Origin of the sequence: Corallococcus sp. EGB, from assembly GCF_019968905.1 — a bacterium.
Lineage (GTDB): Bacteria > Myxococcota > Myxococcia > Myxococcales > Myxococcaceae > Corallococcus.
Map to the genome: position 1 here is coordinate 6,850,971 of NZ_CP079946.1, position 23,223 is coordinate 6,874,193.

Below are 23,223 nucleotides of genomic sequence, written 5' to 3' on the forward strand. Positions count from 1 at the left end.
CGGGGGCCGGCAATGGCCGCGGCCCCCGCCCCCACGGTTCTACCAACTCCTCAGCGCGCCCGGGCCTGGGGCGCCGGCGTCACCACGTACGCCGCCGCGGCCGCATCCACCTTCACCCGGGGCGGGCGCCGGGTCTCCTCGAAGAGCCGGTAGCCCGGCTCCAGGCCGCGCCAGAAGGCCTTCTGCGCGGCGGTGACGCCGGACGCGGACTCCAGCGCCGCCAGCCCCGCCACGTCCAGCCGGCGCGGGAAGAGGTGCACCGGCACGTCCCGGCCCATGCGCGCGCGGGCCTCGGACACCATCACGTACAGCGCCTCGATGGGGCCGTCCCCGATGGCCAGGCAGCCGATGCTGACGCAGTCGCCGTGGATGTAGATGTCGCCCCCGGGCCTCGCGGCGCCCAGCTTGCGGTCGAGCGCGTTCGGGTAGCTCACCCGCAGGGACAGGTGGTACGCGCTCCTCGGGTTGAAGAGGTCCACCGTGTAGAAGCCCTCCGGGACCTGGAAGTCACCCTCGGCCCGCTTGGGCCCCACGTCGCCCGAGGCCGCGCAGATGGGGTAGCTGCGCACCTTCACCAGCGGCTGGCCCGGCCGGCCCGCCCAGACCTCCAGCTCCCGCTCGACCTTGAAGGCCCGCAGGTAGAGCTCCTCCGGGGGCCAGGTCAGCCCCGCCTCCTTGAACGTCCGGACGAGGCCGGCCGTCTGGCGCTTCCGGGCGTCCGCGACCCGGTCCTCGGCGTGCGCGCACAGCGAGGCCAACAGGACACCCCAGGCGAGCAGGAGCTTCATGGGCGGAATGCACCTCGGGGTAAAACAGGTTGGACGCTGGCGGACGTCAATCCGGTCCCCGGGCAGGGGTGGGCGGAGAACAGGATATCGGCACGGGAGCACCCCTGGCCCCCTGCTCCCCAAGCTGCTAGCAAGCGGTCCGTGGGCCTTCTGGATGACGTTCAGCGTGACGGCGATGGAAACCCGGGGCGGCCCGGTGTTCTCATCTCCACCGTGCATCATGGCGAGCAGGGGCCGCCGGTGCGCGCCACCAGTGAAGCTCCCCGCCCCGTGCCGTTCCGGCCTTTTGCCTAAGAATGAATGACTCCCTCGAGACCCTCCTCGCCGACGGCATCATCGACGCCGTCATCGGCCAGCTGAAGACGGGGAAGGAGGCGGAGGTGTGGCTCGTCCAGCACGCCGGCCAGGTGGTCGCAGCAAAGCTGTACAAGGAGCGCCACGAGCGCAACTTCCGCAACAACGCCGGCTACAAGGAAGGCCGCGAGGTCCGCAATTCGCGCACCCGCCGCGCCATGGAGAAGGGCAGCCGCTTCGGGCAGGCCGCCGCGGAAGAGGCGTGGAAGAACGCGGAGGCGGACTCGCTCTACAAGCTGCACGCGCAAGGCGTACGTGTGCCCACGCCGGTGATGTTCTACGAGGGCATCCTCCTGATGGAGCTGGTGCTGGACGCGGAAGGCCAGCCCGCGCCCCGGCTCGTGGAGGCCCCGCCCCAGACGCCCGAGGAGGCCGAGGCCCTCTACCTGGACCTGCGCTCGCAGGTGATTCGCACCCTGTGCGCGGACCTCATTCACGGGGACCTGTCGCCCTACAACATCCTGATGAGCGGGAACGGCCCGACCATCATCGACTTTCCGCAGACGGTGGCGGCGGCGCGCAACAGCCAGGCGGAGTTCTATTTCCGCCGCGACCTGGACAACGTGCGTCAGTACCTGGCGGGTTTCTCGACCCGGCTGGCGGGCCGTTCGGGCGACACGGGTGAAATCTGGAACGCGTACGTGCGGCGCGAGTTGACGCCGGACTACGTGCCGTCGGGAACGTTCCGCGAGGCGCCGCGCCGGCAGGGAGGCGCGGGCCGGCAGGCGTTCCGACAGGAGCGGTTCCTCCAGCAGGAGGAGGCCCGGCGCAACGAGTTCCGTCCGGCTCCGGCGCCCGTGGCGGCGGTGGAGGTGGAGGAAGGCATCAGCGCGGAGGAGGCGGAGCTGCGCGCGCTGGAGGCACTGGTGCTGCGCCAGGGCGGAGGCGAGCGCGGGCGGCCCATCGTCACTGCGAGCCCGAGGGACCCGCGTCGGCGCGGAGGCTTCGGAGGCAAGCCGCCGCCGCGCAACGGCAATGCATCCCGGCCCGGGAACGCGGGGCCGCAGCAGAACGCGGGAGCGCGTCCGCCGCAGGGCGGTGGCAACAACCGGCCCAACGGCAACAACGGCCGTCCGCAGCAGGGCGGCCCGCGCAACGGTGCTCCAGCGCAGGGTGCGAACGCGCAGGGCGATGCGCGCATGAACGGCCGTCCGCAGCAGGGGGGCCCGCGCAACGGTGCTCCAGCGCAGGGCGATGCGCGCATGAGCGGCCGTCCGCAGCAGGGGGGCCCACGCAACGAGCAGCGCCGAGAGGGTCGCCCGCCGCGTCAGCCCCATGGCGAAGCGAGCCTGAACGGCCAGCCGCACGGCGACAACGGCCAGGCCCCGCAGCAGAACAACCGGCCGCCGCGGATGAACGGCCAGCCGCGCCAGAATGGGCAGCAATCCGGTGTCGATGGCCAGGCTCCGCAGCAGAACGGTCGGCCGCCGCGTCAGAACGGACAGCCGCGCCAGAATGGCCAGCCATACACTGGCGAATCGGGCGTGAACGGGCAGTCGCGCCAGAACGGTCGACCGTATGGCGGCGAGCAAGGCCCCAGCGGCCCACCGCACGGTGGCGAAACGGGAGTGAATGGCCAGGCGCAGCAGAACGGCCGGCCGCCGCGCAACGAGTGGCGCGCGAATGGGCGTTCGCAGCAGAACGGCGGCCCTCGCCAGGATGGCCCGGGGTCGCAGGCACGCATGAACGGCCGGCCTCCGCGCAACAACGACTCCGTTCAGGACGGCGGTCCCCAGCAGAACGCGGAGCCTCGCCAGAACAACCGGGGTCCCCGCGAGGCGCGCGGCAACCTGCCCAACAACGGCCCCCGGATGCCTCGTCAAGGCTCGGAGCGCGGCGGGGGACGTCCGCCCCGGAGCCCCGCCCCCCAGGTGAGCTACGTGGCCCGGCCAGCCTCTGCTCCGTCCTCGAACAGCGAGACCGGCTCCTCCTGAGCCGCCGGACAGGGCCGCGGTCTTACGCGGCCCGGGTGCCGAGCCCCGGTCCGGGACGCGCCCGGCGAAAACCTGTCCGACTGTCGGACAGGTTTGAAACCCGCGCTGCCCGGGGCGACGTGCCCGCCCGCCGCCGGCCCCCGCCCCCCACCGTGGGCGGGGCTCCCGTTCAAGTCGAGTGGCCAAAACCTGTCCGACTGTCCGACAGGTTCGAACCGCGCCGGCCGGGAGTGCGCTGCGCTTTACTCCGCCTTCACCGGCTGCTCGCGCGCAAGTTCGTCACGGAAGAAGCGGCTGCCCTTCGCGAGCGTCTCCATGTACGGGCGCACGTCCTCGCGGGCCTCCGGGCTCAGCTTCGCGAACGGCGTCACGTGCACGTCCGGCACGTAGCGGAACGTCAGGTTGATGCGCCGGGTGCGGAAGTCCGGCAGCTCCGGCGGCATCACGTGGCCTGCTCGCGTGTCCACCCGCTGCACCCGGTGGAACGTCTGCTCCTTCCACTGCGCCCCACCGAAGAGCTGCAGCGCCCCGTCGTCCAGCCACTGCTCCAGCACCACCGCGTCCCGCTCGCCGGGCCGCGTGGACGTGACGAACTGGATGAGCGCGCGCTCGCCCAGGGACAGCGACGCCACCGGGCCGGGCTCGAAGTCCTTGTGCTCGCCCACCCGCGCGGTGTCCACCCAGCGCCCGTCCTCCAACCGGCTGCCGTAGAAGTTCACCAGGCACGTGTTGAGGTGCCAGCCCTGCGGCATGTCCGGCCCCCGGAACATCCGCCGCGCCAGCGCCTCCACCTTTTCAATCTGCCGCTCCAGCACCGCCGGGAACGGCTCCGCCTTCACGCAGCGGTTGTTCACGCCCTTGGGCGGGCGGTAGTAGTCCAGACACGCGAACTGCCAGTTGCCCAGCCAGTACACCGGCCGCAGCAACCGGCGCTGCTGCTGCCCCTCCGGCGGGGGGAAGTGCTTCGAATAGCGCTCCTCCCACAGGGGGTGCAGCGTGCCCAGCCACGCCAATATCTCCGCGCGGTCCGCCGAGTTCAGGAAGCTCGCGTTGTAGTGGTGGCCCGGCGTGCGCTGCGCGGCCTTGCGCGCCAGCGGGGAACCCGGGCCCCTGCGGGGAGGCAAGGCCATGCGCTCAGGTCCTCACGCCTCGGAGGCGGCCACGTCGAACGCCAGTTCGATCATCTCGTCGAACGTCGTCTGGCGGTCCTCCGGCGACAGGTGCTCTCCGGTGCGGATGTGGTCCGACACCGTGAGCAGCGCCAGCGCCCGGGCGCCGAACTCCGCGGCCACGCCGTACAGGCCGGCGATCTCCATCTCCACCGCCAGGATGCCCATCCGCTCCAGCGTCGCGTTGAGCGCCTCCTGCGGGTGGTAGAAGAGGTCGGAGGTGAAGACGTTGCCCACGCGCACGGGCTTGCCGCGCTTCTCCGCCGCATCCACCGCGCGCCGGGCCAGCGTGAAGTCCGCCACGGCCGGGAAGTCGTGCCCCATCACGCGCATGCGGTTCACGTTGGAGTCCGTGCCCGCGCCCATCGCCACGATGACGTCGCGCAGCTTCACGTCCGTGCGCAGCGCGCCGCAGCTGCCCACGCGGATGAGCACCTTCGCGCCGTAGTTGCGCACCAGCTCCGTCGCGTAGATGGAGATGGAGGGCACGCCCATGCCGTGTCCCATCACGGACAGCCGCTTGCCGCGGAAGGTGCCGGTGTAGCCCAGCATGTTGCGCACCGACGTGACGGCGCGCGCGTTCTCCAGGAAGCGCTCGGAGATGTAGCGCGCCCGGAGCGGGTCTCCCGGCATGAGGACCACTTCAGCGAAGTCACCGGGGGACGCGGAGATGTGCGGAGTTGCCATGGAACCTGAAGCCTTTCAGCGGCCGGTCGACAGACCGGACGGAACACCCGTGGGAACGGCCACCGGCGTCGGTGCCGGCGCGGCGGGAGTGCACGGGTTGGGCAGCTTGCCCGAAGCCGCGGGCGCCGTGTTCACCAAAGCGGGGGTCTTCGTCTCCGGCGGCAGCCGGCGCGGCGGCAGCTGCACCGGCGGGGGGATGGGGCAGTGCGTGCACGGGCCCTTCAGCGGAATCACCAGCCGCTGGCCAATGCTCAGGAACGTGTTGCGCATCCGGTTGGCCTTCTTGATGGCCACCACGCTGGAGTTGTGGCGCATCGCGATGGCGCCCAGCGTGTCCCCGCTGCGCACCTTGTACATCATGAGGTTCTGGTCCGGCTGCAGCGCCAGCAGCGGGGCCACCCGGCGGCCCAGCTCCTGCGCGCGGCCGTTGAAGAAGCGCACGTGGAAGTGGTCGCGGTGGCGGCGCGCGTGCTTGATGAGGGAGTTGAAGCCCGCGTTGAACAGCGAATCCAGCCACGCCTTGTCCTCGCCAATGGACAACGCGTAGTCGTACAGGACCTTCTGCACACGCTTGTCCACGAGGATCATCTGCACGTCGGTGTTCACCACCAGCGAGCGGATCAGCGCCCAGTTCATGGCCACGTCGATGTAGCGCTCCCGCTCGCGCTCGCGCACCGGCTCCGCGGTCGGGTAGTAGAAGCCCAGGTCCACGTCGCGGCCGTTCTGGTGGCTCTTGTGCGGGCGCAGGTAGCCGCCGTCCTTGGTGGACAGGCGGTTGACGCGCAGCGGGGGCACGTTCGGGTACTGCGCACGCACAGCGTGGATGGCGGCGACCACGGAGTCCACCGTCTCCTGGGTGCCGTAGGCGATCTCCGGCGACACCACGAGCCAATCCTTGTCATCCGGCACACGCACGCTGTTGAGCTGCCGTCCGCTCTCCACGAAGCCAATGGACATGGAGCCCAGCGAGGCCGGGTCCTTCTTCCACGCCTCGGTGAGCGCCTCGTCGGACAGGTCTGCGGTGTACAGCGGCCCCGCGGGCGCGGCGGGCGCGAGCGGCGCCTGCATCTCGCCCTCCTCGCTCACGCCTTCGTCGTCGGTGGCGGCGGTGGCCTCGTCGTCCTCTTCCTCCGCTTCCACGGGGCAGGGGTTGTCCCGCGCGGCGGCGTCGGTGACGACCGCGGCGACTTCCGCGGGGGACGGCATCGAGGCGGGAGCGGCGGCCACGTTCGCGGGGACCTGCGCCGCAGCCGGGCCCTGCGCCGCTGCCGGGCCCTGCGCCTCCGCGGACGCCGGAGCCTGGTCTCCCGGCTGCGCGGCGGGGGCCTCCGGCGACGTCGCGGGGGCGGCCTGGGCCGGAACCGGAGCCGGCGTGGAGGCCGGGACGGGGGTGACGACACGCGCGGCGCAGCCGGCGCAGAGCAAGAGGATCAGGAGTGAGGAACGCACCGGGGGCGAGGATGACCCGAGAAGCCCTCGCGACCAAGCGCGGAGCGCGATTTTGACTGCGCGTACGCACCCCTGCCTGCCTGCTCCACCCCTGCCTCAGGCGCTGTGCGTGAAGCCTTCCGCCTCCAGCACCTGCGCGGCCCGGCGCGGCGAGAGCACGTCGAAAGGAAGCCGCCGCCCGCCGCCCATCGACAGCACGCGCTGGTCCTTGCTCACCAGCCACGAAGCCCCGGCGCGAGCCGCCAGCTCCAGGAACTTCTGATCATCCCGGTCCCGGCACGGCGGCAACTCCACCGGAGCGCCCTCCCCTTCAGCGACCCGCACGAGCGCGCCATATGCATCACGCACGGCCTGCTGCGCCTCCGACGCCAGCTTGAAGGACGGATAGGCGAGCACCAGCGCCAGCTCCTTGAGCGTGTGCCGGTCCGCCCATGCCGTCAGCGCTCCCGAATGCAGTGCCTGCTTCAGCGGCTGGGTGAAGACGTCATCAAAGACGAACACATCCAGCACCACATTGGTGTCCAGCACCACGGAACGAATGGCAGGCACAGCGGAAGGCATCTTCACGATGAAGGAACTTTCCGTCACCAACACCGCAGACACAACCCTGCCGTTTCACGCGTCAATCCCAATGCACGGAGGGTCCTTGGCCAAAACCAGCAATCATGGACAAAGATGCATCTCGCCAAACCCCCTCCGTGCTGGCCCCCGCCGGCGAAAGGTCTGTCCATGAAGCCCTCGTCCCGTTCGCTGTGTCTGACGTTGCTGAGCGCCGCCGCCCTGCTGGGCGGCTGTGGAGGCGAGGAGGCGCTCACGCAGGAGGGAGGAGGCGTTGTCGTGCCGCCGGTCCAGACGGAGTCCGCTGGCAACGGGTTGAGCGCGAGCGCCGCGTATTGCGATGACGTGACGACGTGGGACCCGGCGTGGGTGAAGTTCGAGGATGACGTGCTCACGCTCATCAACCAGCGCCGCGCCGCGGGCGCCACCTGTGGCGAGGTGGTGAAGCCGGCGGTGGGCGCGCTCACGAACAACGCCAAGCTTCGCTGCGCGGCGCGCAAGCACTCCAAGGACATGGGCACGAACAACTTCTTCGACCACACGGGCTCCAATGGCTCCACGCCGTGGCAGCGCATGACGTCCGCGGGCTACAGCTACCGGACGGCGGCGGAGAACATCGCCGCGGGCTATGGCTCCGCCCAGGCGGTGGTGGATGGCTGGATGGCCAGCACGGGACACTGCAACAACATCATGAACGGCGCGCTGAAAGAGACGGGCATCGGCTATTACAACGCGCCGTCCAGCACGTACCGCGCCTACTGGACACAGGACTTCGGCACGCCGTAGTCCCCGCCATGGGGTGGAGGGCTATGCTTCACGCACCATGCCCTCCCCCTTCGCCGAGCACTTCCCCGCGCTGCGGTCCGGCTTCAGCTACCTGGACAACGCCGCGGGGGCGCAGGTGCCCACGCACTGCATCGACGCCATCCATCAATTCCTCACGGGTGGAAGCTGCAACGTGGGCCAGCCCTATCCTGCCTCTCGCGTGGCCACCGCGCTCAAGGCCCGCGCGCGCGAAGAGACGGCGGAGTTCCTCCATTGCCGGCCCGACGAGGTGATGCTCGGGCCCAGCGCCACCGCGCTCACCTTCCAGGTGGGCCGGGCGTTCTCGCGCCTCTTCCAGGCAGGCGACGAGGTGGTCCTCTCCGAATTGGAGCACGAATCCAACGCGGCCCCGTGGCGCGCGCTGGAGGCGCAGGGCGTGAAGGTGACGACCTGGCGCGCGAGCTGGCCAGAGGGCCGGCTGGATATCGCGGAGCTGCGGAAGCTCGTCACGCCGCGCACGCGGCTGGTGGCGGTGTCCGCGGCGGCGAACTCCGTGGGCGCAACGCCGGACCTGGCCTCGGCGGCGGAGGTGGCGCGCGGCGTGGGCGCGTGGCTGTTCGTGGACGCGGTGCACTCCAGCCCGCACCACCTGCCGGACGTGCGGGCGTGGGGCGCGGACTTCGCGGTCTTCTCTCCGTACAAGGTCTTTGGTCCGCACCTGGGCTGTCTGTACGTGCGGCGCGAGCTGCTCGCGGGGCTCCCCGCGGACAAGCTGTGGTTCATGCCGGACGACGGTCCGCAGAAGTTCGAACCCGGCACGGCGAACCACGAGGGCTGGGCCGGGTGGCTGGGCTCGCTGCGCTACCTGCGTGACGTGCTGGGCGGTGGCCAGCCGGGGCGCGAGGGATTGGCGCGGGCCTTCCAGCGCATCGCGCAGCTGGAGCAGCCGCTGCTGGAGACCGCGCTGGAGCAGCTGTCCCGGCACCCGCGCGTGCGACTCTACGGCCCCAGGACCTCCGCCGGGCGCGTGGCCACCTTCTGCTTCAACGTCACGGGCCTGGCACCGCGCGCCGTGGCCGAGCACCTGGCGGAGCAGGGCGTGGGCGTCGCGGCGGGGCACTACTACGCGACGATGGCGGCCCAGGCGCTGGGGCTCATGCCCGACGGCGCGGTGCGCGCCTCGCTGCTGCACTACAACACCGCGGAGGACGTGGGGCGGCTGCTCGCGGCGTTGGATTCGCTTCCCTGATGTCGGGGGTCATCGTCCATCGCGGACTCCCGCCGCGGGTCGACTTCAACGCGCGGGCCGCGCCGAACATCCAGGAGAGACCTGGTTTCAACACGGGGGGCGCGATCGCATCCGCGAAACCCTCGCACCTCACGCCTCCACGGGCGGAGGGGGCCGCTGCGCCGTCAGCGTCGCCCCCGCCGACGCCACGCTCACCAACGCGACCGCCAGCCATTGCAGGGGCGTGAGCTGCTCACGCAGGAACACCCAGCCCGCCACCGTGGCCACGCCGGGCTCCAGGCTCATCAGGATGCCGAAGGTGCGGCTGGAGAGCTGGCCCAGCGCCATCATCTCCAGCGTGTACGGCAGCGCGCTGGACAGGAGCGCCACGCCCAGGCCCGCGCCAAAGAGGCCCGGCGTCAGCCGCTCCAGGTGGCCCTCGCGAAGCATGAAGGGCAGCACCGTCAGCATGGCCACCACCATGCCCGCCGCCACGCCCTGCCCTTCCGGCACGCGGCGCGACAGCCTTCCGCCCATCAGGATGTAGAGGGCCCAGCACCCGCCCGCCGTCAGCGCCAGCACCACGCCCAGCGGATCCAACCCGCCGGGCTTCGCCGTCCAGGGCGTGATCAACACGATGCCCGTCGCCGCGAAGAGCACCCAGAGGAAGTCCAACGCCTTGCGGGAGCCCACCACCGCGAGCACGAAGGGCCCCACGAACTCCAGCGTCACCGCGAGCCCCAGCGGGATGCGCGCGATGGCCAGGTAGTACGTGAGGTTCATCACGCCCAGCGCCACGCCATACGGCACGATGGCCGTCCACTGCGCCCGCGTGTAGCGCGACAGCGGCGGACGGAAGAACGCCATCAGCATCGCCGACGCCAGCACCAGCCGCAGGCCCGCGGCCCCCGCCGCGCCTATCGCGGGGAAGAGCCCCTTCGCGAGCGCGGCGCCCCCCTGCACGCTCACCACGGCGATGAGGACCGCGGGAATGGGGGGCAGCGCTGCGACACGGCGTCCGGCGACTTCGCTCATGGCGCCGGAATCTAACCAGGGTGGCTCACGGATTCACGGGCGCACTCGAGGCCCCGGTCCGCAGCACGCGGCGAGCGATGAACCGGGAGACATTCCACTCCGGGACCGAGTCCTGCTGCTTCAGCCGCTCCCGGAGGTCCTTCAGGACGGGCGCCAGACGCCCCCGGTATTCCTCCTCGACGGTGCCGTCCGCCACGGACAGTCCGAACGCCGCGTCCGCGGACAGGTCGTAGAACATTTCGGTGTCCAACGAACCGGTGCGCACATACCGGTCCAGGTTCTGTCGGACGATGAAGGCCTCCGGGTTGAGGAAGTTGAGCGCGAGGACCGCGCCCACCGCCGTGGCGAAGGCGCCCACCGCGAAGCGCTCCGGCTTCCACCACAGCGTCACCGCGCGCCAGGCCAGCGCCGCGGCCAGCGCCACCATGAAGACATGCGTGTGCACGCGCAGCAGCGTGTAGCCGAACGCGTCCTCGTACAGCGACAGGCGCCGCATCGCGGACGCGAGGATGACCAGCGTCAGCACCACCATCAGCGACGTGCTCGCCCGGAAGACGGTCTGCGCCGCGCGCGTCGCGCGCCGCGTCCAGCGCTCCAGGGCCAGCACCAGCACCAGCGTCAGCGTGGAGACGACCACCAGTTCGAAGAACCCGCGCCGCGCGTACTCCGCGAAGGAATATCCGGACGCGGGCGACGACGCGTCGTTGATGAAGAGGTACGCCACCTGGAAGGCCGCGAAGACGAAGAACAGCGCGTTCACGGCGAAGATGAGCGTGAGCGCCTCGACGAAGCCCAGGCGCGGCGTGGCGGGGGCCAGCTCCGCGTCGCCCCGCTCCTTGATGGCGCGGCGGCGCAGCGCGTGGCCCAGCACGCCCGCCGCGACGCACGCGCTGAACGCCACGCCCACGCCGCGGACCATCAGCCGCCCCAGGTCCAGGTCGAACGACAACAGCCGCCGCATGGTGGAGGAGAAGACGCCGTCCGCGGATTCGAGCAGCACCCCGAACACGAAGAGCACCGGCAGCGCCAGCAGCAGCCCCCGCGACAGCGCCCCCATGAGGCGCGAGTGCGTCCTCATGCCGCGCATGTCCACGCTGTCGCGGACGAGGGCCGGAGGGTAGAGCAGCGTCTGCACGGCGGAGCCGAAGAAGACGGCGACGTAGTCCTTGAAGCCCAGCCGCTCCACGCGGCCCGCGGCCCAGAAGTGCGACAGCAGCATCAAGAGCACGGCCGACGTCAGCACGTTGAGCATCAGGAGCCAAGCGCTGTCCCGCACCGCGACGAAGGCGCTGATCAGCCCCAGGGGCAACAGCAGCCACGCATTGGGCCGCGCGCGCTGCCAGCCTTCACGGCCGCCCAGCCACGCGAGCGCGCCGACCAGAGCCGCCACCACCAGGGGAAAGCCCAGGCCCCACCGCGCCCTTTCGAGCAGGACCTCCGCCATCACCCCCAGGGCCAGCGACGCCGCCAGCGTCCGGCGCGGGGCGCGCACCCATGGGAGCAAGGCCCGGGCGGGGGCCGCGACGGGAGCAGTGGAAGAAGGAGGCAGCGGGGAGATGGGAACGGACGGATTCATGGCGTCGTCACCTCGCGGGCGTTTCGGCACCCGGGATGACGCCAGGATGCACACGCCCGGTGGCCCGGCTGCGGACCTCGGGTGCGAGCGGTCGCACAGCCGCGCTGAGCGGCGCCACCCTTCGCGTGGCCGGTCGGCGCGGCTGGAGCCCGAAGCGGCGCCTCGTGATGAGCGGTCGCGCGAGACGCTCCAGCGGTCGCTCGGACGCGGAGTCCGCGCCCCTTCGCCCCGAGCGCGCCCCGGGCTCCACGCCGCGTCCGCATCACCGCCACCTGGAGTCCGCGAATGGGACGCAGGGACGAGTCGCACCGCGTCGGCGGACGCTTCAGGTCTGTCCGAGCGGCACGCAGGGAGGCCGGGTGGTAGGTTGCCGCCCCGATGTCACTCCTGCCGTGGCGCCCCCTCCGCTTCCGTCCCCGCTCGACCCTTGCCCTGTGGGGCCTGGTGCTCGCGTTCGCGGGCTGTGACGGGCGGTCTCCTCAAACCCTGGCGGTTCCGGACGCCGGCCCCTGCGTCCAGGGCAACTGCCCGCAGCCCGACAGTGGAACGGAGGACCCGTCCAGCACCCGCGTGCGCATCGCGGCGTTCAACGTGCACCGCCTCTTCGACACCGTCTGCGACTCGGGCTCCTGCGGCGGCTCCAACTACGAGGCGCTCCCCACCGAGGCGGAGTTCGAGGCGCAGGTGGACCGGCTCGGACGGGCCATCACCGCGCTCGACGCGGACATCGTGCTGCTGGAAGAGGTTGAAACACAGAAGTCGCTGGATGGGCTGTTGCAGAAGGTCCCGCAGTTCCCCAAGGAGCGGTCACATCTCGGGGAGACCTACGCCAACGCATCGGTGGACGTGGCCGTCCTCTCGCTCCACCCCATCCTCACGGTGCGCAGCCACCGCAACGACACCCTCTACAAGCCGGATGGCTCCTACACCCGATTCGCGCGCGACCTGCTCGAGGTCCACCTGGACGTGAAGGGCACGCGGGTCATCGTCTTCGCGGCGCACTTCCGCTCCAAGGTGTCCGACGATCCGGACCGCCGCATGGCGGAGGCCACTGGCGCGAGGCGGATCGTCCTCGAATCAGCGAAGGAGTTCCCGGACGCGCTGGTGGTGCTCGGCGGAGACCTCAACGATGTCCCCGGCTCGGATCCCATCAACGCCCTGGACGAAGCCCTGCTGCGCGTGAGCAGGGACCGGCCGGAGAACGAGACCTGGTCGTATTTCTATTCCGGCAGGGGCCAGGCCATCGACCACCTCTACATGGCGCCCGGCGGTGGCGGCACGTATGTGCCGGGCTCCTTCCGCGTGGTCCGCGACGGCACCGGCTACGGCGGCTCCGACCACGGCGCGGTGTACGCGGACTTCGCGCTCGGCGCGCCCTGAGCCACCGGGGCGGCGAGCCGTGCACACTCTCCTGCCCTGTCAGCCCGCTGCCTGTGGACCACCCCACGCGAAAAGGATTTCATTGACAGGGCAATGACAGACAAGTCGGGACTTTCCCAGGCGACGGCTTTCCGGCCTGGCCGCCCGCCCTAACTTGCTCGCCATGAAGACACGTTCATGGCGCAAGCCCGCGGCACGCCATTCCCGAGCGTTCCGGCACCCCGTCCCCGAGGGCAGGCCATGATCGAGGTGCGCACCTTCGAGGGTGACGCCTCCGAGGCGTCCTGGTTCCTCAACCGCGTCTGGCAGGCCACGTACGGGAAGACCGCCCCGCTCCCTGTCTGGGACAAGCGCCTCTGCGACTGGCGGCTGTTCCGGAACGGCCAGGCGCCGCGCGACTACCTGCTGGCGGCCTATGCGGGAAGGCAGCTGGTGGGCACCCTCTTCGCGGAGCCCGCGAGGCTGCGCCTGGGACGCGTGGAAGTGGACGGCAGCTATGGACCGCGGGCCACCGTCACGAACTCCCACCGGGGGCAGGGCATTGGCGCGAAGCTCGCGCAGGAGCTGCTGCGGCGGCACCAGGACCGCGCCGCTCAGCTCGCGCTGGGCTTCACCACGGCGGCGCCCCGCCCCCAGGGCTTCTGGCGGCGGGCGTGGAACACGCGCCTCTTCGGAGGCCTGGCGCTGTGGATGTATGCGTTTGACGCGCGCGCGCTCTCCCGCTGGTCGTTCACGGACAGCGAGCGGAGGCTGTTCTCGCTGGCGCGTCCCTTCCTGCGGCACCGCTTCCGCGATGCGGACCGGGAGGGCATCCGCCTCTATCAGCCCACGGACCTGGGCCGCTGCATGACGCTGGTCCACGACATGCTGCGCCCGGTGACGCTGGGCTACACATACACGGCGGAGCAGCTGGCCGCGCAGCTCCAGTACCGGGACGTGCCCCGGACCTTCGTGCTGGAACAGGACGGCGAGGTGCGCGGCCTGGTGAGCTCTCACAGCCTGTTGATGACCGGCATGGGGGAGCTCACCACGGAGGTCGTGGACCTGATGGCCTTCGACGCCTCCGTGTCGGATGAGGACCGGCAGCGGCTGCTCCAGGTGGCGATGCAGGACATGGAGCACCGCGGCGTGGCGTGCGCGGGCATGCTGCGAGGGCCCGCCCTGTCCGGCTGTCTGCTGTTGCGCTCGGGCTGGGTGCCCCTGCCCCGGCGCGCGAGGCTCGCGTGCCTGATGCCCACGTGCGACCTGGACCTGCCCGCCGCCCCGTGCGTCTTCACGCACCTGCGCTGACGCGCGAGCCCTGGACCCTGCGCAACAGCCCCATGGCTCCACCCGCCACGGTCCGCACGCCCCCGCCCGCGCAGACGCACAGCGCGGGCAGGACGAGCAGCAGGTACTGCGGCCACTTGGTGTTCCACAGCAGCAGGAACACCAGCCCCACGACGGCGGCCACCGCCCACACGGGCCGCTCGCGCCACGTCCGGGGCAGGCCCAGCACCGCCAGCGGCAGCAGGGCGCGCGCGTTGAAGTGCGTGAGGTAGATGCCCGGGTCGGAAGCAGACAGCCACGTGTCCATGAGGAACGCGAGCGGCTGGTACCAGGGCAGCGCGCTGCGGCGCACGTGCTCGCTGTGCGAGTAGTCCCAGTGGAAGGTGATGGACTCCCACAGCGACGCGAGCGGCAAGGACCACAGCGCCGGGTTCACCGCGATGAAGACCACCGCCGTGGACACGACGATGGCGGCCCAGGGGCGCCACCGCGTGCGAGCGCCCGCCACCAGGAACGGCAGGAACGTGAGCCCGCCCACGAGCCCATACGGATACTTCCCCGCGGCCGCGAGCCCCAGCAGCGCGCCGGACACCGCCGTCCATCCCGGCGCGAAGCCCCCGCGCCGCGCGCGCTCGAAGGCGAGCAGCGCGAGCACCGCGAACAGCCCCGGCACCGCCTCCAGGTAGGCCTGGGACGTGTACTTCGTGTGGTACGGGTCCCACGCGAGCAGGAGCGCCCCCAGCGGATCCACGAAGGCGACGAGCCCCACCTGGAGCACCCCCGCCACGGCCGACAGGCCTCGCGTCACGTTGAACGCGGGGCGCGCGGGCGCTGGGATGGGCTGGCCCATGGGGACGTTGGACCAGTCCGGTTCAGGAGCGCCGGCCACGCGCACGGCTTCGGCGAAGAGCAGCTTCACCAGCGGGGGGTGCTCGAAGTTCTCGCGGAGCGCGCCCACGTGTCCCCAGTGCCCCTGGTCCATCATCCCGGCGTAGGTGAAGGCGATGGGCAGGTAGGTCGCCTCATCGAAGTCCTGCCCCAGCCGCTCGACCGCCCGGGTGCGCTGCCAGGCAGCGACCACGAGGGCGACGAGTGCGACGAGGAGGGCCAGCAGGCGCGCGCGGGACACGAGCGCACGGATATCACGAAGGCCGTCCGCCGGCGGGAGGCACCCGGGCGTGTGCGGCCCGCCGAGCAGCCGGGGCGCGGTCCTGGTGCCACGCGGTCCGACGCCCCAGCTTTGGGGCATGAGAACCGCTCGCATCCTCACCGTTGCCGCCCTGCTCGCGGGCGGATCCGCCGTCGCGAAGCACGAGGAGACCCTGGAGCTGACCACGCCCCGGACGAACGTGCGGGCGAACGTCACCGCGCAGGGCTTCCAGGGCACGGACATGCAACTCCAGATGACGGACAACGCGCTGAAGGGCCAGGCCTTCCAGGGCCCCGTGGACCTGCGGCTGTCCGACCGGCGCATCCAGGGCACCGTGAACCAGAAGCCGGTGGATCTCACCGTGACCCAGCGTCCGGACGTGGTGGAGGCGAGGGGCACCTTCGAGGGCCTGCCCTCGTCACTGACGCTCGCCCCGGACGCGTTGACGGGGCAGGTGGGGACCTGCGGCTACAACCTCATCATCGACCGCAACCGCAGGCACTTCCGGGGGACGCGCGCCTGCGGCAAGCAGGAGGACAACGTCGTGTTCGTCCACGTCCCGAAGTCCATGTGGAAGGAGCCCGCGTCCGGGCGCATGGCGGCGCTGAGCGTGCTGCTCTCCCATCCGGATTGAGGGCGATGGTGCGCGGGGCTCGGGTGTAGTGAAGTCCACGCCGTGTCCACCCTTCCCTCCGGCGTCGCGCCCGAGCGCACCATCGGGCCGCTCCAACTGCTGGCCCTGGGCGTCAACGGCATCGTGGGCGTCGGCATCTTCTTCGCGCCCGCGGAGGTCGCGGCGCTGGCGCCGGGCCTGGGCGCGGTCTGGGCCTTCGCGCTGACGGGGCTGGCGCTGGTGCCGGTGGCGTTCGCGTTCGCGGTGCTCGGCCGGCGGTTCGACTCGGATGGAGGGCCGGTGGTGTTCGCGCGCGCGGCGTTCGGCGAGCGCGTGTCGTTCCTCGTCGGCTGGGTGGCCTACGTCAGCGCCTTCCTGAGCACGTCCGCGGTGATGGCGGGCCTGGCACGCGCGGTGGCGCCGTCCGTGAACCTGGGCGGGCCCGTGGGCGAGCGGCTGCTGGCCTCCGCGTTGGTGACGGGGCTCGCGGCGCTGGTGGCGTCGGGCATCCGCGTGTCGGCGAGGACATGGACGGCGCTCACGGTGCTCAAGCTGGTGCCGCTGGCGGCGCTGCTGGGCGCGTGCGTCTTGCTGTCCCACCCGGATGTGCCGCCACCGCTGCCCGCCACGGGGACGTCGTGGCTGAGCGCGGGGCTGACGGTGATGTTCGCGTACCAGGGTTTCGAAATCGTCCCGGTCATCGCCGGACAGGTGCGCGCGTCGGAGCGCACGGTGCCCATGGCGACGGTGGGCTCGCTGCTGGTGGCGGTGCTGCTGTACGTGGGGCTGGTATGGGCGTGCGTCATCGCGCTGCCGGCCCTGGCGCACGAAAATGCGCCACTGGCTCGGGCGGCGGGGGTGTGGGGTGGCGCGGGGTTGGAGCGGCTGGTTTCCGCCGGCACGAGCGTGTCCGCGCTGGGCATCTGCGTGGGGATGATGGTGACGACGCCCCGCTACCTCTCCGCGCTGGCGGGCGGGGAGCGGTCGCTGTTCGGACTGGAGCGCATGTCGGCGTCGGGCGTGCCCATGCGGGCGCTCGCGGTGACGTGGGCGCTGGTGCTGGGGTTCGTGAACCTGGGAGATTTGTCGGAGCTCTTCGCGCTCTCCGCCATCGCGGTGCTGATGCAATTCGGTGTCACGGCGGCGGCGCTCGCGGTGCTGTCGCTGCGGCGGGAGCGGGGCCTGCGGCCGGTGCACGCGCTGCTCGCGGCGCCCACGCTGGTGCTGGGGCTGACGCTGGTGGCGTTTGGCGCGAGCGCCCGGGAGGCGGCGGTGGCGTCGGTGACGGTGCTCGCGGGCCTGGCGCTGATACGGCTGTCGCGGCCGAGGGAGCCAGCGCCCGTCCGCCTGCCCTGACGCTTTTCGCACGTCAGGAGGGCGGGCAGGCCAGGGGACAACCCGGCACGTCGTGTTGCGAAGGAGGGACGGGCTCGGGAGACTCGCGCGGGGGTCTTTGCGAGGCGATGCTCGGCTATCAGGCGAATGCGCAGTGGCGGGACATGTCCGACTTCGTGGTGCACTTCACGAGGCCCGGGCCTCCGTACCACGACGCCTACCAGAACATGATGAGCATCCTGGGAGCGCGCACGCTCATCCCGGGCGCGGAGGGGTTTGGCATCGCGCGCCGGGAGGCGGTGGTGGCGGACCGTCACCGCTCGGTGTGCTTCAGCGAGATTCCGTTGGATCAGCTCGCGAGGCTGGTGCAGCGCCGGAGCCTGTACGGCATCGCGTTCCGCAAGAGCTTCATCCTGTCCCAGGGAGGCGGCCCGGTCTGGTACGTGCAGTACGGCTCACCGGCGCACCTGGCGATGAAGCACCAGTTGGACCAGGCGCTGGCGGCGAAGGACCCGCAGCGGGAGCCGGTCTGGGCGGTGACGCCCTTCGTGGACATCCAGGGTGACGCGCACAACGCGCCCTACAGCTATCGCTTCGACTGGGAGCGGGAGTGGCGCGTCCCGGGCCTGTTGCGCTTCACGGAGTACGACGTCGCGGCGCTCTTCCTCCCGGAGGAGGTCCACACACTGGCGAGGGACTTCTTCGCCTGGGCGGTGCGCGAGCGAGCGGGCCCGGGATACTTCTGTCCCGTGTTGGATCCGGCCTGGAAGGCGGAGCAGCTCATGGAGGCGCTGGCGAAGCACGCGGAGGCGTCGCCGGTGACGTCGGAGCGCAAGAGCGTGCAGGGGTGAGCCTGCGTCAAGGCTTGTGCTTCTTGAGACGCCTTTCGAGGTTGGCAACGGGCATGAAGAAGGAGGCCCGTCCGGCCCGGTCTCGCTCCAAGACCCCCGCGGCTTCAAGGTCGAGCAGCTCCTGTCGGGTATCGCGAAATGAGCAGTTCATCATCGCACCCGCTCGATGCGGTGCCGGCGGCCCTTGATGCGGCCTTCGCTCAGCCGCTGGAACGCGACCTTCACCACGCGCTTGGAGACGGCGACGAAGGCGTGATGGTCGTGGAGCTCGATCTTGCCCACGTCCTCCGCCTTCAGGCCGCCCGCCTCGCCCGTCAGCGCTCCGAGGATGTCGCCGGGCCGCATCTTGTCCTTGCGCCCCGCGGAGATGGACAGCGTCTCCCAGCTGGAGATGAGCGACACGCCGGGCGCGTTCTCCGGCACCAGCGCGTCCACGTCCCCCTTCTCCAGCTTCACGCCCGTCGTCGCCTCGATGTCCTCCACCTTGCGGCTGTCCGAACGCGTCACCAGCGACAGCGCCAGGCCTCGCCGGCCCGCGCGCCCCGTGCGGCCGATGCGATGCACATACGCCTCCGGCTGCTGTGGCAACTCGTAGTTCACCACCGCGTCCAGCGCCTCCACGTCGATGCCCCGGCCCGCCACGTCCGTGGCCACCAGGACTCGTGTGCTGTGATTGCGGAACTTCGCCATCACCCGGTCCCGGTCGAACTGCTCCAGGTCTCCCTGCAAGCCGTCCGCGCTCACGCCCGCCTGCACCAGGGCCCGCGTCAGCTCCACCACCACCGCCTTGAAGTTGCAGAACACGATGGCGGAGGCCGGCTGGTACTGGCGCAGGAGCCGCAACAGCAGCGCCTGCTTCTCCTCGGGCTGGCACGCGTACCCCACCTGCTGGATGTCCGGCGCGGCCTCCTCCTGCGCCAGCGAGACCCTCACCGGCTCCTTCTGGAACGCGCGGCTCAGCTTTTCGATGTCGTGCGGGAACGTCGCGGAGAAGAGCACCGTCTGCCGCTTCGCGGGCGTCGCCCCGAGCACCCGCTCCATGTCCTCCCGGAAGCCCATGTCCAGCATCCGGTCCGCTTCATCCAGCACCACCGTGGCCAGGTGCCGCGTGTCCAGCACCTCGCGGTCCAGCAGGTCCATGATGCGTCCCGGTGTCCCCACCGCGATGTGCGCGCCCTTCTCCAGCGCCTCCACCTGCGGCCGGATGGGCTGCCCTCCCGCGAGCACCAGCACCTGGACGCCCGCCAGCCGCCGCGCCAGCCGCCGGAGCTCCCCCGCGACCTGCGCGCACAGCTCGCGCGTCGGGCAGAGCACCAGCGCCTGGAGCCGCCGGTCCTGCGTGAGCTTCACCTTCTGCAGGATGGGCAGCGCGAACGCCGCCGTCTTCCCGCTGCCCGTGCGCGCCTGGCCCACCAGGTCCTTGCCCTGCAACAGCACCGGGATGCTCTGCGCCTGGATGGGGGTGGCCGTCTTGAACTCCAGCTCCTCCAGCACCTGGAGCAGCGGGGACGACAGCGCGAGCGCGGAGAATTCCATCAGGGCCTCGGGGGACGGAGGCACGGGCGCCTCGGGAGAACGCGCCCTTGTAGCAGCCTTCCCACGCCGGACAAGCCCGGCGCCCCTACCCCGCCCAGCCCGCCACCTCGCTCGCCGTCGCCTGGGCCAGCTTCGCCGCCGCCGCCGGGTCCACGCGCGCGGTGACGAGCACGCCGATGACCGCCCCCAGCAGCAGCTCCACCCGCCGCGCCACCGTCTTGCGAGGCAGCGCGCCCGCCCTCGCCGCGCCTTCCAGCGCCCGCGTCAGGTGGCCGCGCAGGAGCGCCCGGTAGTCCTCCACCGCTTGCTTTGCCTCGGCGTCATGCGGGCCCAGCTCCGTGGCCGTATTCACCAGCAGGCAGCCCCGCCGCGTGAGCGCCGGCGGCGCGTGGGCCATCGTCGCCGCGAGCGACTCGAAGTACTCCGTCACCTGCCCGAGCCCCGGTGGGTCCTTCGCGAAGACGCCCAGCCGGGGCGTGATGACCTCCTGGAGGTACAGCGCGATGGCCCGCGCGAACAGCCCGCGCTTGCTGTCGAACGTCTGGTACAGGCTGGAGCGGTTCAGCCCCGTCGCGGACTCCAGGTCCGACAGCGACGTCGCCTCGTAGCCGCGCGACCAGAACACGCCCAGCGCCGCCCTCACCGCCTCTGTCTCGTCGAACGCCCGCGTCCGCGCCACGTCACCCTCCTTGACAATTCTGAACTGACCGTTTCAATATGAATTCGAAACTGACTGGTTCAGAATATCCCGACCCCGGAGGGGGAGTCATCATGTCGCCACTGGCGCAGGTCTTCGCGGTCACCGCCGCGCTCATCCACGTGCTGTTCTTCGTGTTGGAGAGCATCCTCTTCTCTCGGCCGAAGGTGTGGAGGCGCTTCGGGTTGAAGTCGCAGGCGGACGCGGACGTGATGAAGTCGATGGCGCTCAACCAGGGCTTCTACAACCTGTTCCTCGCGCTGGGCGTGCTGGTGGGCGTGGTGCTGGTGCACACCCAGGCGGTGGTGTCGGGCGTGGCGGCCGTGGTGTTCGGCTGCGCGTGCATGCTGCTGGCGGCGGTGGTGCTGGTGAGCAACAACCGGAAGTTCCTGCGGGCCAGCCTCATCCAGGGCGTCCTGCCGGCGCTGGCCCTCTTGCTGGTCGTCTTCTGAGCGCGTGTCCCTTCAGGGCATGACGGTCTCGAAGACGTCGGCGTCCGGGAGGGTGAGGACGGTCCGGCCCGCTTCGCCCAGCTTCTCGCGCGGCACATCACGGAAGCGCTGCACGAAGCTCGCGGACGGGCGCAGCGTGAGGGACTGGCCGGTGTCGCGGTTGCGGAACGTGGTCGCGACGTCCCCGGGCGTGGGCGATGTCACCAGGGACAGGTTGAGCTTGCCCAGGCTGGCGCCGGTGGCCGCGGCGGCACCGTCCGCGACGCAGGTGTATTGAACCTGCGCCGGGCTGTGATGGATGACCTCCAGCTTGAAGCTGCCCCGGGGCAGGCCCAGCTGCTGGAGCGCGTAGTCGCCCATCCGATAGCCCGCCACCGCCCAGGGTCCGGCGCCGCCATGCACCAGCGCCACCCGCTCCAGTGCGCCCGGTTCAGCAGGCGGAGTCGCGGTGGGCTTCGTGCTCGCACAGCCCAGGCTGAGGCCCAGCGTGACAGAGAACAGGATGTGGCGGCGCGTGGTCATGGGCGGCTCCGGGGTGGAACGGGCTGAGCGTTCTAAGAAGTCTGTTGAGACATCAAGGCCTCCGCCGCGCGGTCGTGTCAGTGCTGGATGGCAGAGTGGTCGCTGACGCAATACCTCCTTTGGGACCGCCACACCATGGCTGGACCGGGGCAAGGTTGCGCCACGCAGGCAACATCACTCGCAACCACGCGGCACGGGATCCAGCATCCCAGGGGGGCCCATCCAGGTGACACAAAGCATCGACCGGACGCATTACGTTCCCATCCTCAAGCTCATGCAGGGAGAGCGCGAAGCCCTCTCACAACTCGAGGCTGGCCAACGCCGACGCGTGACTCCGCTCTTTGAAATCCGACCGCCCAAGACCAGGCCCGTGAAGGACAAACGGAAGGCCTTCCGGGTGGAAACGATGGACGAAGTGCTGGGCAAGGTCGGGCCCCATCTCGTGAAGGCGATCCCTGAGGGCCGCGCCTTCATTGACGGCCTTCATCTAACGCCTGCCCAGATGATGGCGTCGGGAGAAGCACCCCTGGCATACGTCCTCGCGAAAGCGAGGGAATCTGGAGTCGCACTTGTGCCTGCGACAGGTCCCGAGCGCACGCCTGAATACCAGGCTGTTGTCAGGGCCGCCGTCACCGAAGACAAGCGCGGCGCTTGCATCCGCCTTCGTCGGAAGGAGCTGTTCGAGGACAACCTCGAGCACGTGCTCTCATCGTTCCTTCAGGCCATAGGGACAGTTCCTGAATCCACCGACCTGGTGCTGGATCTCGGGGATATCAGACCCGATGACGTGAACATGCTCTCGAAGGGCATCCTCGGGATTCTGAGTACCCTCCCGGGTGTGAAGGCCTTTCGAACCCTGACGGTCGCCGCGGGTGCTTTTCCGCAGTCGCTCAGTCGCATCCAACAACCCACGAAGATTCCCAGGGCGGACTGGCTCCTGTGGCAGAGCCTTGCCCGGAAGGCGTCAGCGCTCGCGAGGCTGCCTACCTATGGCGACCATGCAATCCAGGCAGTTCAGCCTCCCTCAGCAGACGCGGCGCTCCACTCCGGAAACCCCAACATCCGGTGCACGGCCGATGAGCACTGGTTGGTGGTGCGTGGCTTCTCCCTCAAGCTTCACGGCTTCGAGCAATACGCCGCGCTGGCACAGTTCCTGGTGGAGCAAGAGTGCTACGCAGGACGCTCTTTCAGTCGAGGCGACGACTACATCTTCGGATGCGCTGGAGGTGCCGAGACAGCTGGAAACTCAGCGGTGTGGCGCAGGGTGGGAACCAACCATCACATCGCGAAGGTGCTGAAGCAGCTCACCAGTCTTCACGTGCCTTGAGCAGGCGCCGGACCTCCATGCGCAGCGCCTGGGCAGGCAGCAACTCCACGAGGCGCTCATAAAGCATCTTCCGGGGCTTGCTCCTCAGCCCCTTGGCGGCCCCCCGTGACTCCAGGAGCCCCAATGCCTCGTCGCGCCAGAGCAATCGGACCAGGGCCGACATCTGCTGCTGTGGATTGCGCTGGGCCTTGCGCAAGGGCCGGAGTTTGACGGAGCCATCGCGCTGGGTCGTGGCCGTCTTGACGCCCCACCATGCGGGAATGAGTCCGAGGGCCTGTTGCACATGACGGGCACCGACGACGAGTGTGGCCCGGTCGAGCACCGCGCTGTACGCCTCGACCTGCCGAGGAAGCCGCTCCAGCGTGTCCCGTTCGCTCTTCAGCTCGTAACCATGGAGCTCGCCGTTGATGACTGCCACGTCCACGAAGACCTGGCCGTGCTCCAGGCCCAGCTCCTCACGGATGAGCGTCCCGGGGTCACTCGCGTGAGTGGCCTTGAGGCTTGCCGTGAGAGCCTGTCGCACGTCGAAGTCGCGCATGGGCGGCGAA

General features: G+C 70.5%; 22 protein-coding genes. 10 read left to right on the forward strand and 12 right to left on the reverse strand.

Annotated elements, in window-relative coordinates; all coding sequences use genetic code 11:
- Positions 1-50 precede the first annotated feature (50 nt).
- Positions 51-788, reverse strand: a complete 738-nt coding sequence (locus tag KYK13_RS27900) for a murein L,D-transpeptidase family protein (protein ID WP_223635592.1) — start codon at positions 786-788, stop codon at positions 51-53.
- Positions 789-1,084: 296 nt separating this feature from the next.
- Here KYK13_RS27900 and KYK13_RS27905 point away from each other — a divergent pair, with 296 nt between their 5' ends.
- The gene (locus tag KYK13_RS27905) at positions 1,085-3,076 is read left to right on the forward strand and encodes an RIO1 family regulatory kinase/ATPase (RefSeq protein WP_223635595.1); all 1,992 of its coding nucleotides are present in this window, start codon (positions 1,085-1,087) and stop codon (positions 3,074-3,076) included.
- Between the two features lie 242 nt (positions 3,077-3,318).
- On the opposite strand, the gene KYK13_RS27910 is transcribed toward KYK13_RS27905, so the two are convergent.
- From KYK13_RS27910 to KYK13_RS27925, 4 genes are all read right to left on the reverse strand, one after another.
- Positions 3,319-4,206 carry an alpha-ketoglutarate-dependent dioxygenase AlkB gene (locus tag KYK13_RS27910; protein ID WP_223635597.1) on the reverse strand — a complete coding sequence of 296 codons (888 nt, stop codon included), beginning with the start codon at positions 4,204-4,206 and terminating at the stop codon, positions 3,319-3,321.
- A 12-nt stretch (positions 4,207-4,218) separates the two neighbouring features.
- Entirely contained in the window at positions 4,219-4,932 is a 714-nt protein-coding gene (deoD, locus tag KYK13_RS27915) for a purine-nucleoside phosphorylase (protein ID WP_223635599.1), read from the reverse strand.
- A 15-nt stretch (positions 4,933-4,947) separates the two neighbouring features.
- Positions 4,948-6,381: a LysM peptidoglycan-binding domain-containing protein gene (locus tag KYK13_RS27920; protein WP_223635601.1), complete on the reverse strand. Its 1,434-nt coding sequence runs from the start codon at positions 6,379-6,381 to the stop codon at positions 4,948-4,950.
- Between the two features lie 96 nt (positions 6,382-6,477).
- A complete protein-coding gene (locus tag KYK13_RS27925; protein ID WP_223635603.1) occupies positions 6,478-6,930 on the reverse strand; it encodes a putative toxin-antitoxin system toxin component, PIN family in 453 nt (150 codons plus the stop codon).
- Positions 6,931-7,110: 180 nt separating this feature from the next.
- Here KYK13_RS27925 and KYK13_RS27930 point away from each other — a divergent pair, with 180 nt between their 5' ends.
- Entirely contained in the window at positions 7,111-7,725 is a 615-nt protein-coding gene (locus KYK13_RS27930; RefSeq protein ID WP_223635605.1) for a CAP domain-containing protein, read from the forward strand.
- A 37-nt stretch (positions 7,726-7,762) separates the two neighbouring features.
- Positions 7,763-8,953: a cysteine desulfurase-like protein gene (locus KYK13_RS27935; RefSeq protein WP_223635607.1), complete on the forward strand. Its 1,191-nt coding sequence runs from the start codon at positions 7,763-7,765 to the stop codon at positions 8,951-8,953.
- A 129-nt stretch (positions 8,954-9,082) separates the two neighbouring features.
- Here KYK13_RS27935 and KYK13_RS27940 read toward each other — a convergent pair whose 3' ends face one another.
- Together KYK13_RS27940 and KYK13_RS27945 are read right to left on the reverse strand one after the other, a co-directional pair.
- Positions 9,083-9,967, reverse strand: a complete 885-nt coding sequence (locus KYK13_RS27940) for a DMT family transporter (RefSeq protein ID WP_223635609.1) — start codon at positions 9,965-9,967, stop codon at positions 9,083-9,085.
- A 25-nt stretch (positions 9,968-9,992) separates the two neighbouring features.
- Positions 9,993-11,543, reverse strand: a complete 1,551-nt coding sequence (locus KYK13_RS27945) for a DUF4153 domain-containing protein (protein ID WP_223635612.1) — start codon at positions 11,541-11,543, stop codon at positions 9,993-9,995.
- A 378-nt stretch (positions 11,544-11,921) separates the two neighbouring features.
- Here KYK13_RS27945 and KYK13_RS27950 point away from each other — a divergent pair, with 378 nt between their 5' ends.
- Positions 11,922-12,923 (forward strand): endonuclease/exonuclease/phosphatase family protein, encoded by a 1,002-nt coding sequence (locus tag KYK13_RS27950; protein WP_223635615.1) that lies wholly within the window; start codon positions 11,922-11,924, stop codon positions 12,921-12,923.
- 240 nt (positions 12,924-13,163) lie between these two features.
- Positions 13,164-14,213, forward strand: coding sequence for a GNAT family N-acetyltransferase (locus KYK13_RS27955; RefSeq protein WP_223635618.1), 1,050 nt, complete (start codon positions 13,164-13,166; stop codon positions 14,211-14,213).
- Here KYK13_RS27955 and KYK13_RS27960 read toward each other — a convergent pair.
- A complete protein-coding gene (locus tag KYK13_RS27960; protein WP_223635621.1) occupies positions 14,197-15,321 on the reverse strand; it encodes a hypothetical protein in 1,125 nt (374 codons plus the stop codon). The two genes, KYK13_RS27955 and KYK13_RS27960, sit on opposite strands and share 17 nt — an antisense overlap.
- Positions 15,322-15,439: 118 nt before the next feature.
- Here KYK13_RS27960 and KYK13_RS27965 point away from each other — a divergent pair, with 118 nt between their 5' ends.
- The 3 genes from KYK13_RS27965 (at position 15,440) to KYK13_RS27975 (ending at position 18,141) form a co-directional block, all read left to right on the forward strand.
- Entirely contained in the window at positions 15,440-15,976 is a 537-nt protein-coding gene (locus KYK13_RS27965) for a hypothetical protein (RefSeq protein ID WP_223635624.1), read from the forward strand.
- Positions 15,977-16,057: 81 nt separating this feature from the next.
- Positions 16,058-17,311 carry an APC family permease gene (locus tag KYK13_RS27970; protein WP_370645447.1) on the forward strand — a complete coding sequence of 418 codons (1,254 nt, stop codon included), beginning with the start codon at positions 16,058-16,060 and terminating at the stop codon, positions 17,309-17,311.
- A gap of 143 nt (positions 17,312-17,454) precedes the next feature.
- Positions 17,455-18,141, forward strand: coding sequence for an abortive infection system antitoxin AbiGi family protein (locus KYK13_RS27975; protein ID WP_223635631.1), 687 nt, complete (start codon positions 17,455-17,457; stop codon positions 18,139-18,141).
- 150 nt (positions 18,142-18,291) lie between these two features.
- On the opposite strand, the gene dbpA is transcribed toward KYK13_RS27975, so the two are convergent.
- Together dbpA and KYK13_RS27985 are read right to left on the reverse strand one after the other, a co-directional pair.
- Positions 18,292-19,677 (reverse strand): ATP-dependent RNA helicase DbpA, encoded by a 1,386-nt coding sequence (gene dbpA / locus KYK13_RS27980; RefSeq protein ID WP_223635634.1) that lies wholly within the window; start codon positions 19,675-19,677, stop codon positions 18,292-18,294.
- A gap of 85 nt (positions 19,678-19,762) precedes the next feature.
- On the reverse strand, positions 19,763-20,356 hold the full coding sequence (locus KYK13_RS27985) for a TetR/AcrR family transcriptional regulator (RefSeq protein ID WP_223635637.1): 594 nt from the start codon (positions 20,354-20,356) through the stop codon (positions 19,763-19,765).
- A 92-nt stretch (positions 20,357-20,448) separates the two neighbouring features.
- Here KYK13_RS27985 and KYK13_RS27990 point away from each other — a divergent pair, with 92 nt between their 5' ends.
- Positions 20,449-20,826, forward strand: a complete 378-nt coding sequence (locus tag KYK13_RS27990) for a DUF1304 domain-containing protein (protein WP_223635640.1) — start codon at positions 20,449-20,451, stop codon at positions 20,824-20,826.
- 12 nt (positions 20,827-20,838) lie between these two features.
- Here the strand turns inward: KYK13_RS27990 and KYK13_RS27995 are convergent, their stop codons facing one another.
- Positions 20,839-21,348 (reverse strand): formylmethanofuran dehydrogenase subunit E family protein, encoded by a 510-nt coding sequence (locus KYK13_RS27995; RefSeq protein WP_223635643.1) that lies wholly within the window; start codon positions 21,346-21,348, stop codon positions 20,839-20,841.
- A gap of 226 nt (positions 21,349-21,574) precedes the next feature.
- Between KYK13_RS27995 and KYK13_RS28000 the strand changes: the two genes are divergently transcribed.
- Positions 21,575-22,675 carry a beta family protein gene (locus tag KYK13_RS28000; RefSeq protein ID WP_223635646.1) on the forward strand — a complete coding sequence of 367 codons (1,101 nt, stop codon included), beginning with the start codon at positions 21,575-21,577 and terminating at the stop codon, positions 22,673-22,675.
- Here KYK13_RS28000 and KYK13_RS28005 read toward each other — a convergent pair.
- Positions 22,653-23,213 (reverse strand): sce7726 family protein, encoded by a 561-nt coding sequence (locus KYK13_RS28005; protein WP_223635649.1) that lies wholly within the window; start codon positions 23,211-23,213, stop codon positions 22,653-22,655. The genes KYK13_RS28000 and KYK13_RS28005 overlap by 23 nt on opposite strands.
- Between the last annotated feature and the right edge of the window lie 10 nt (positions 23,214-23,223).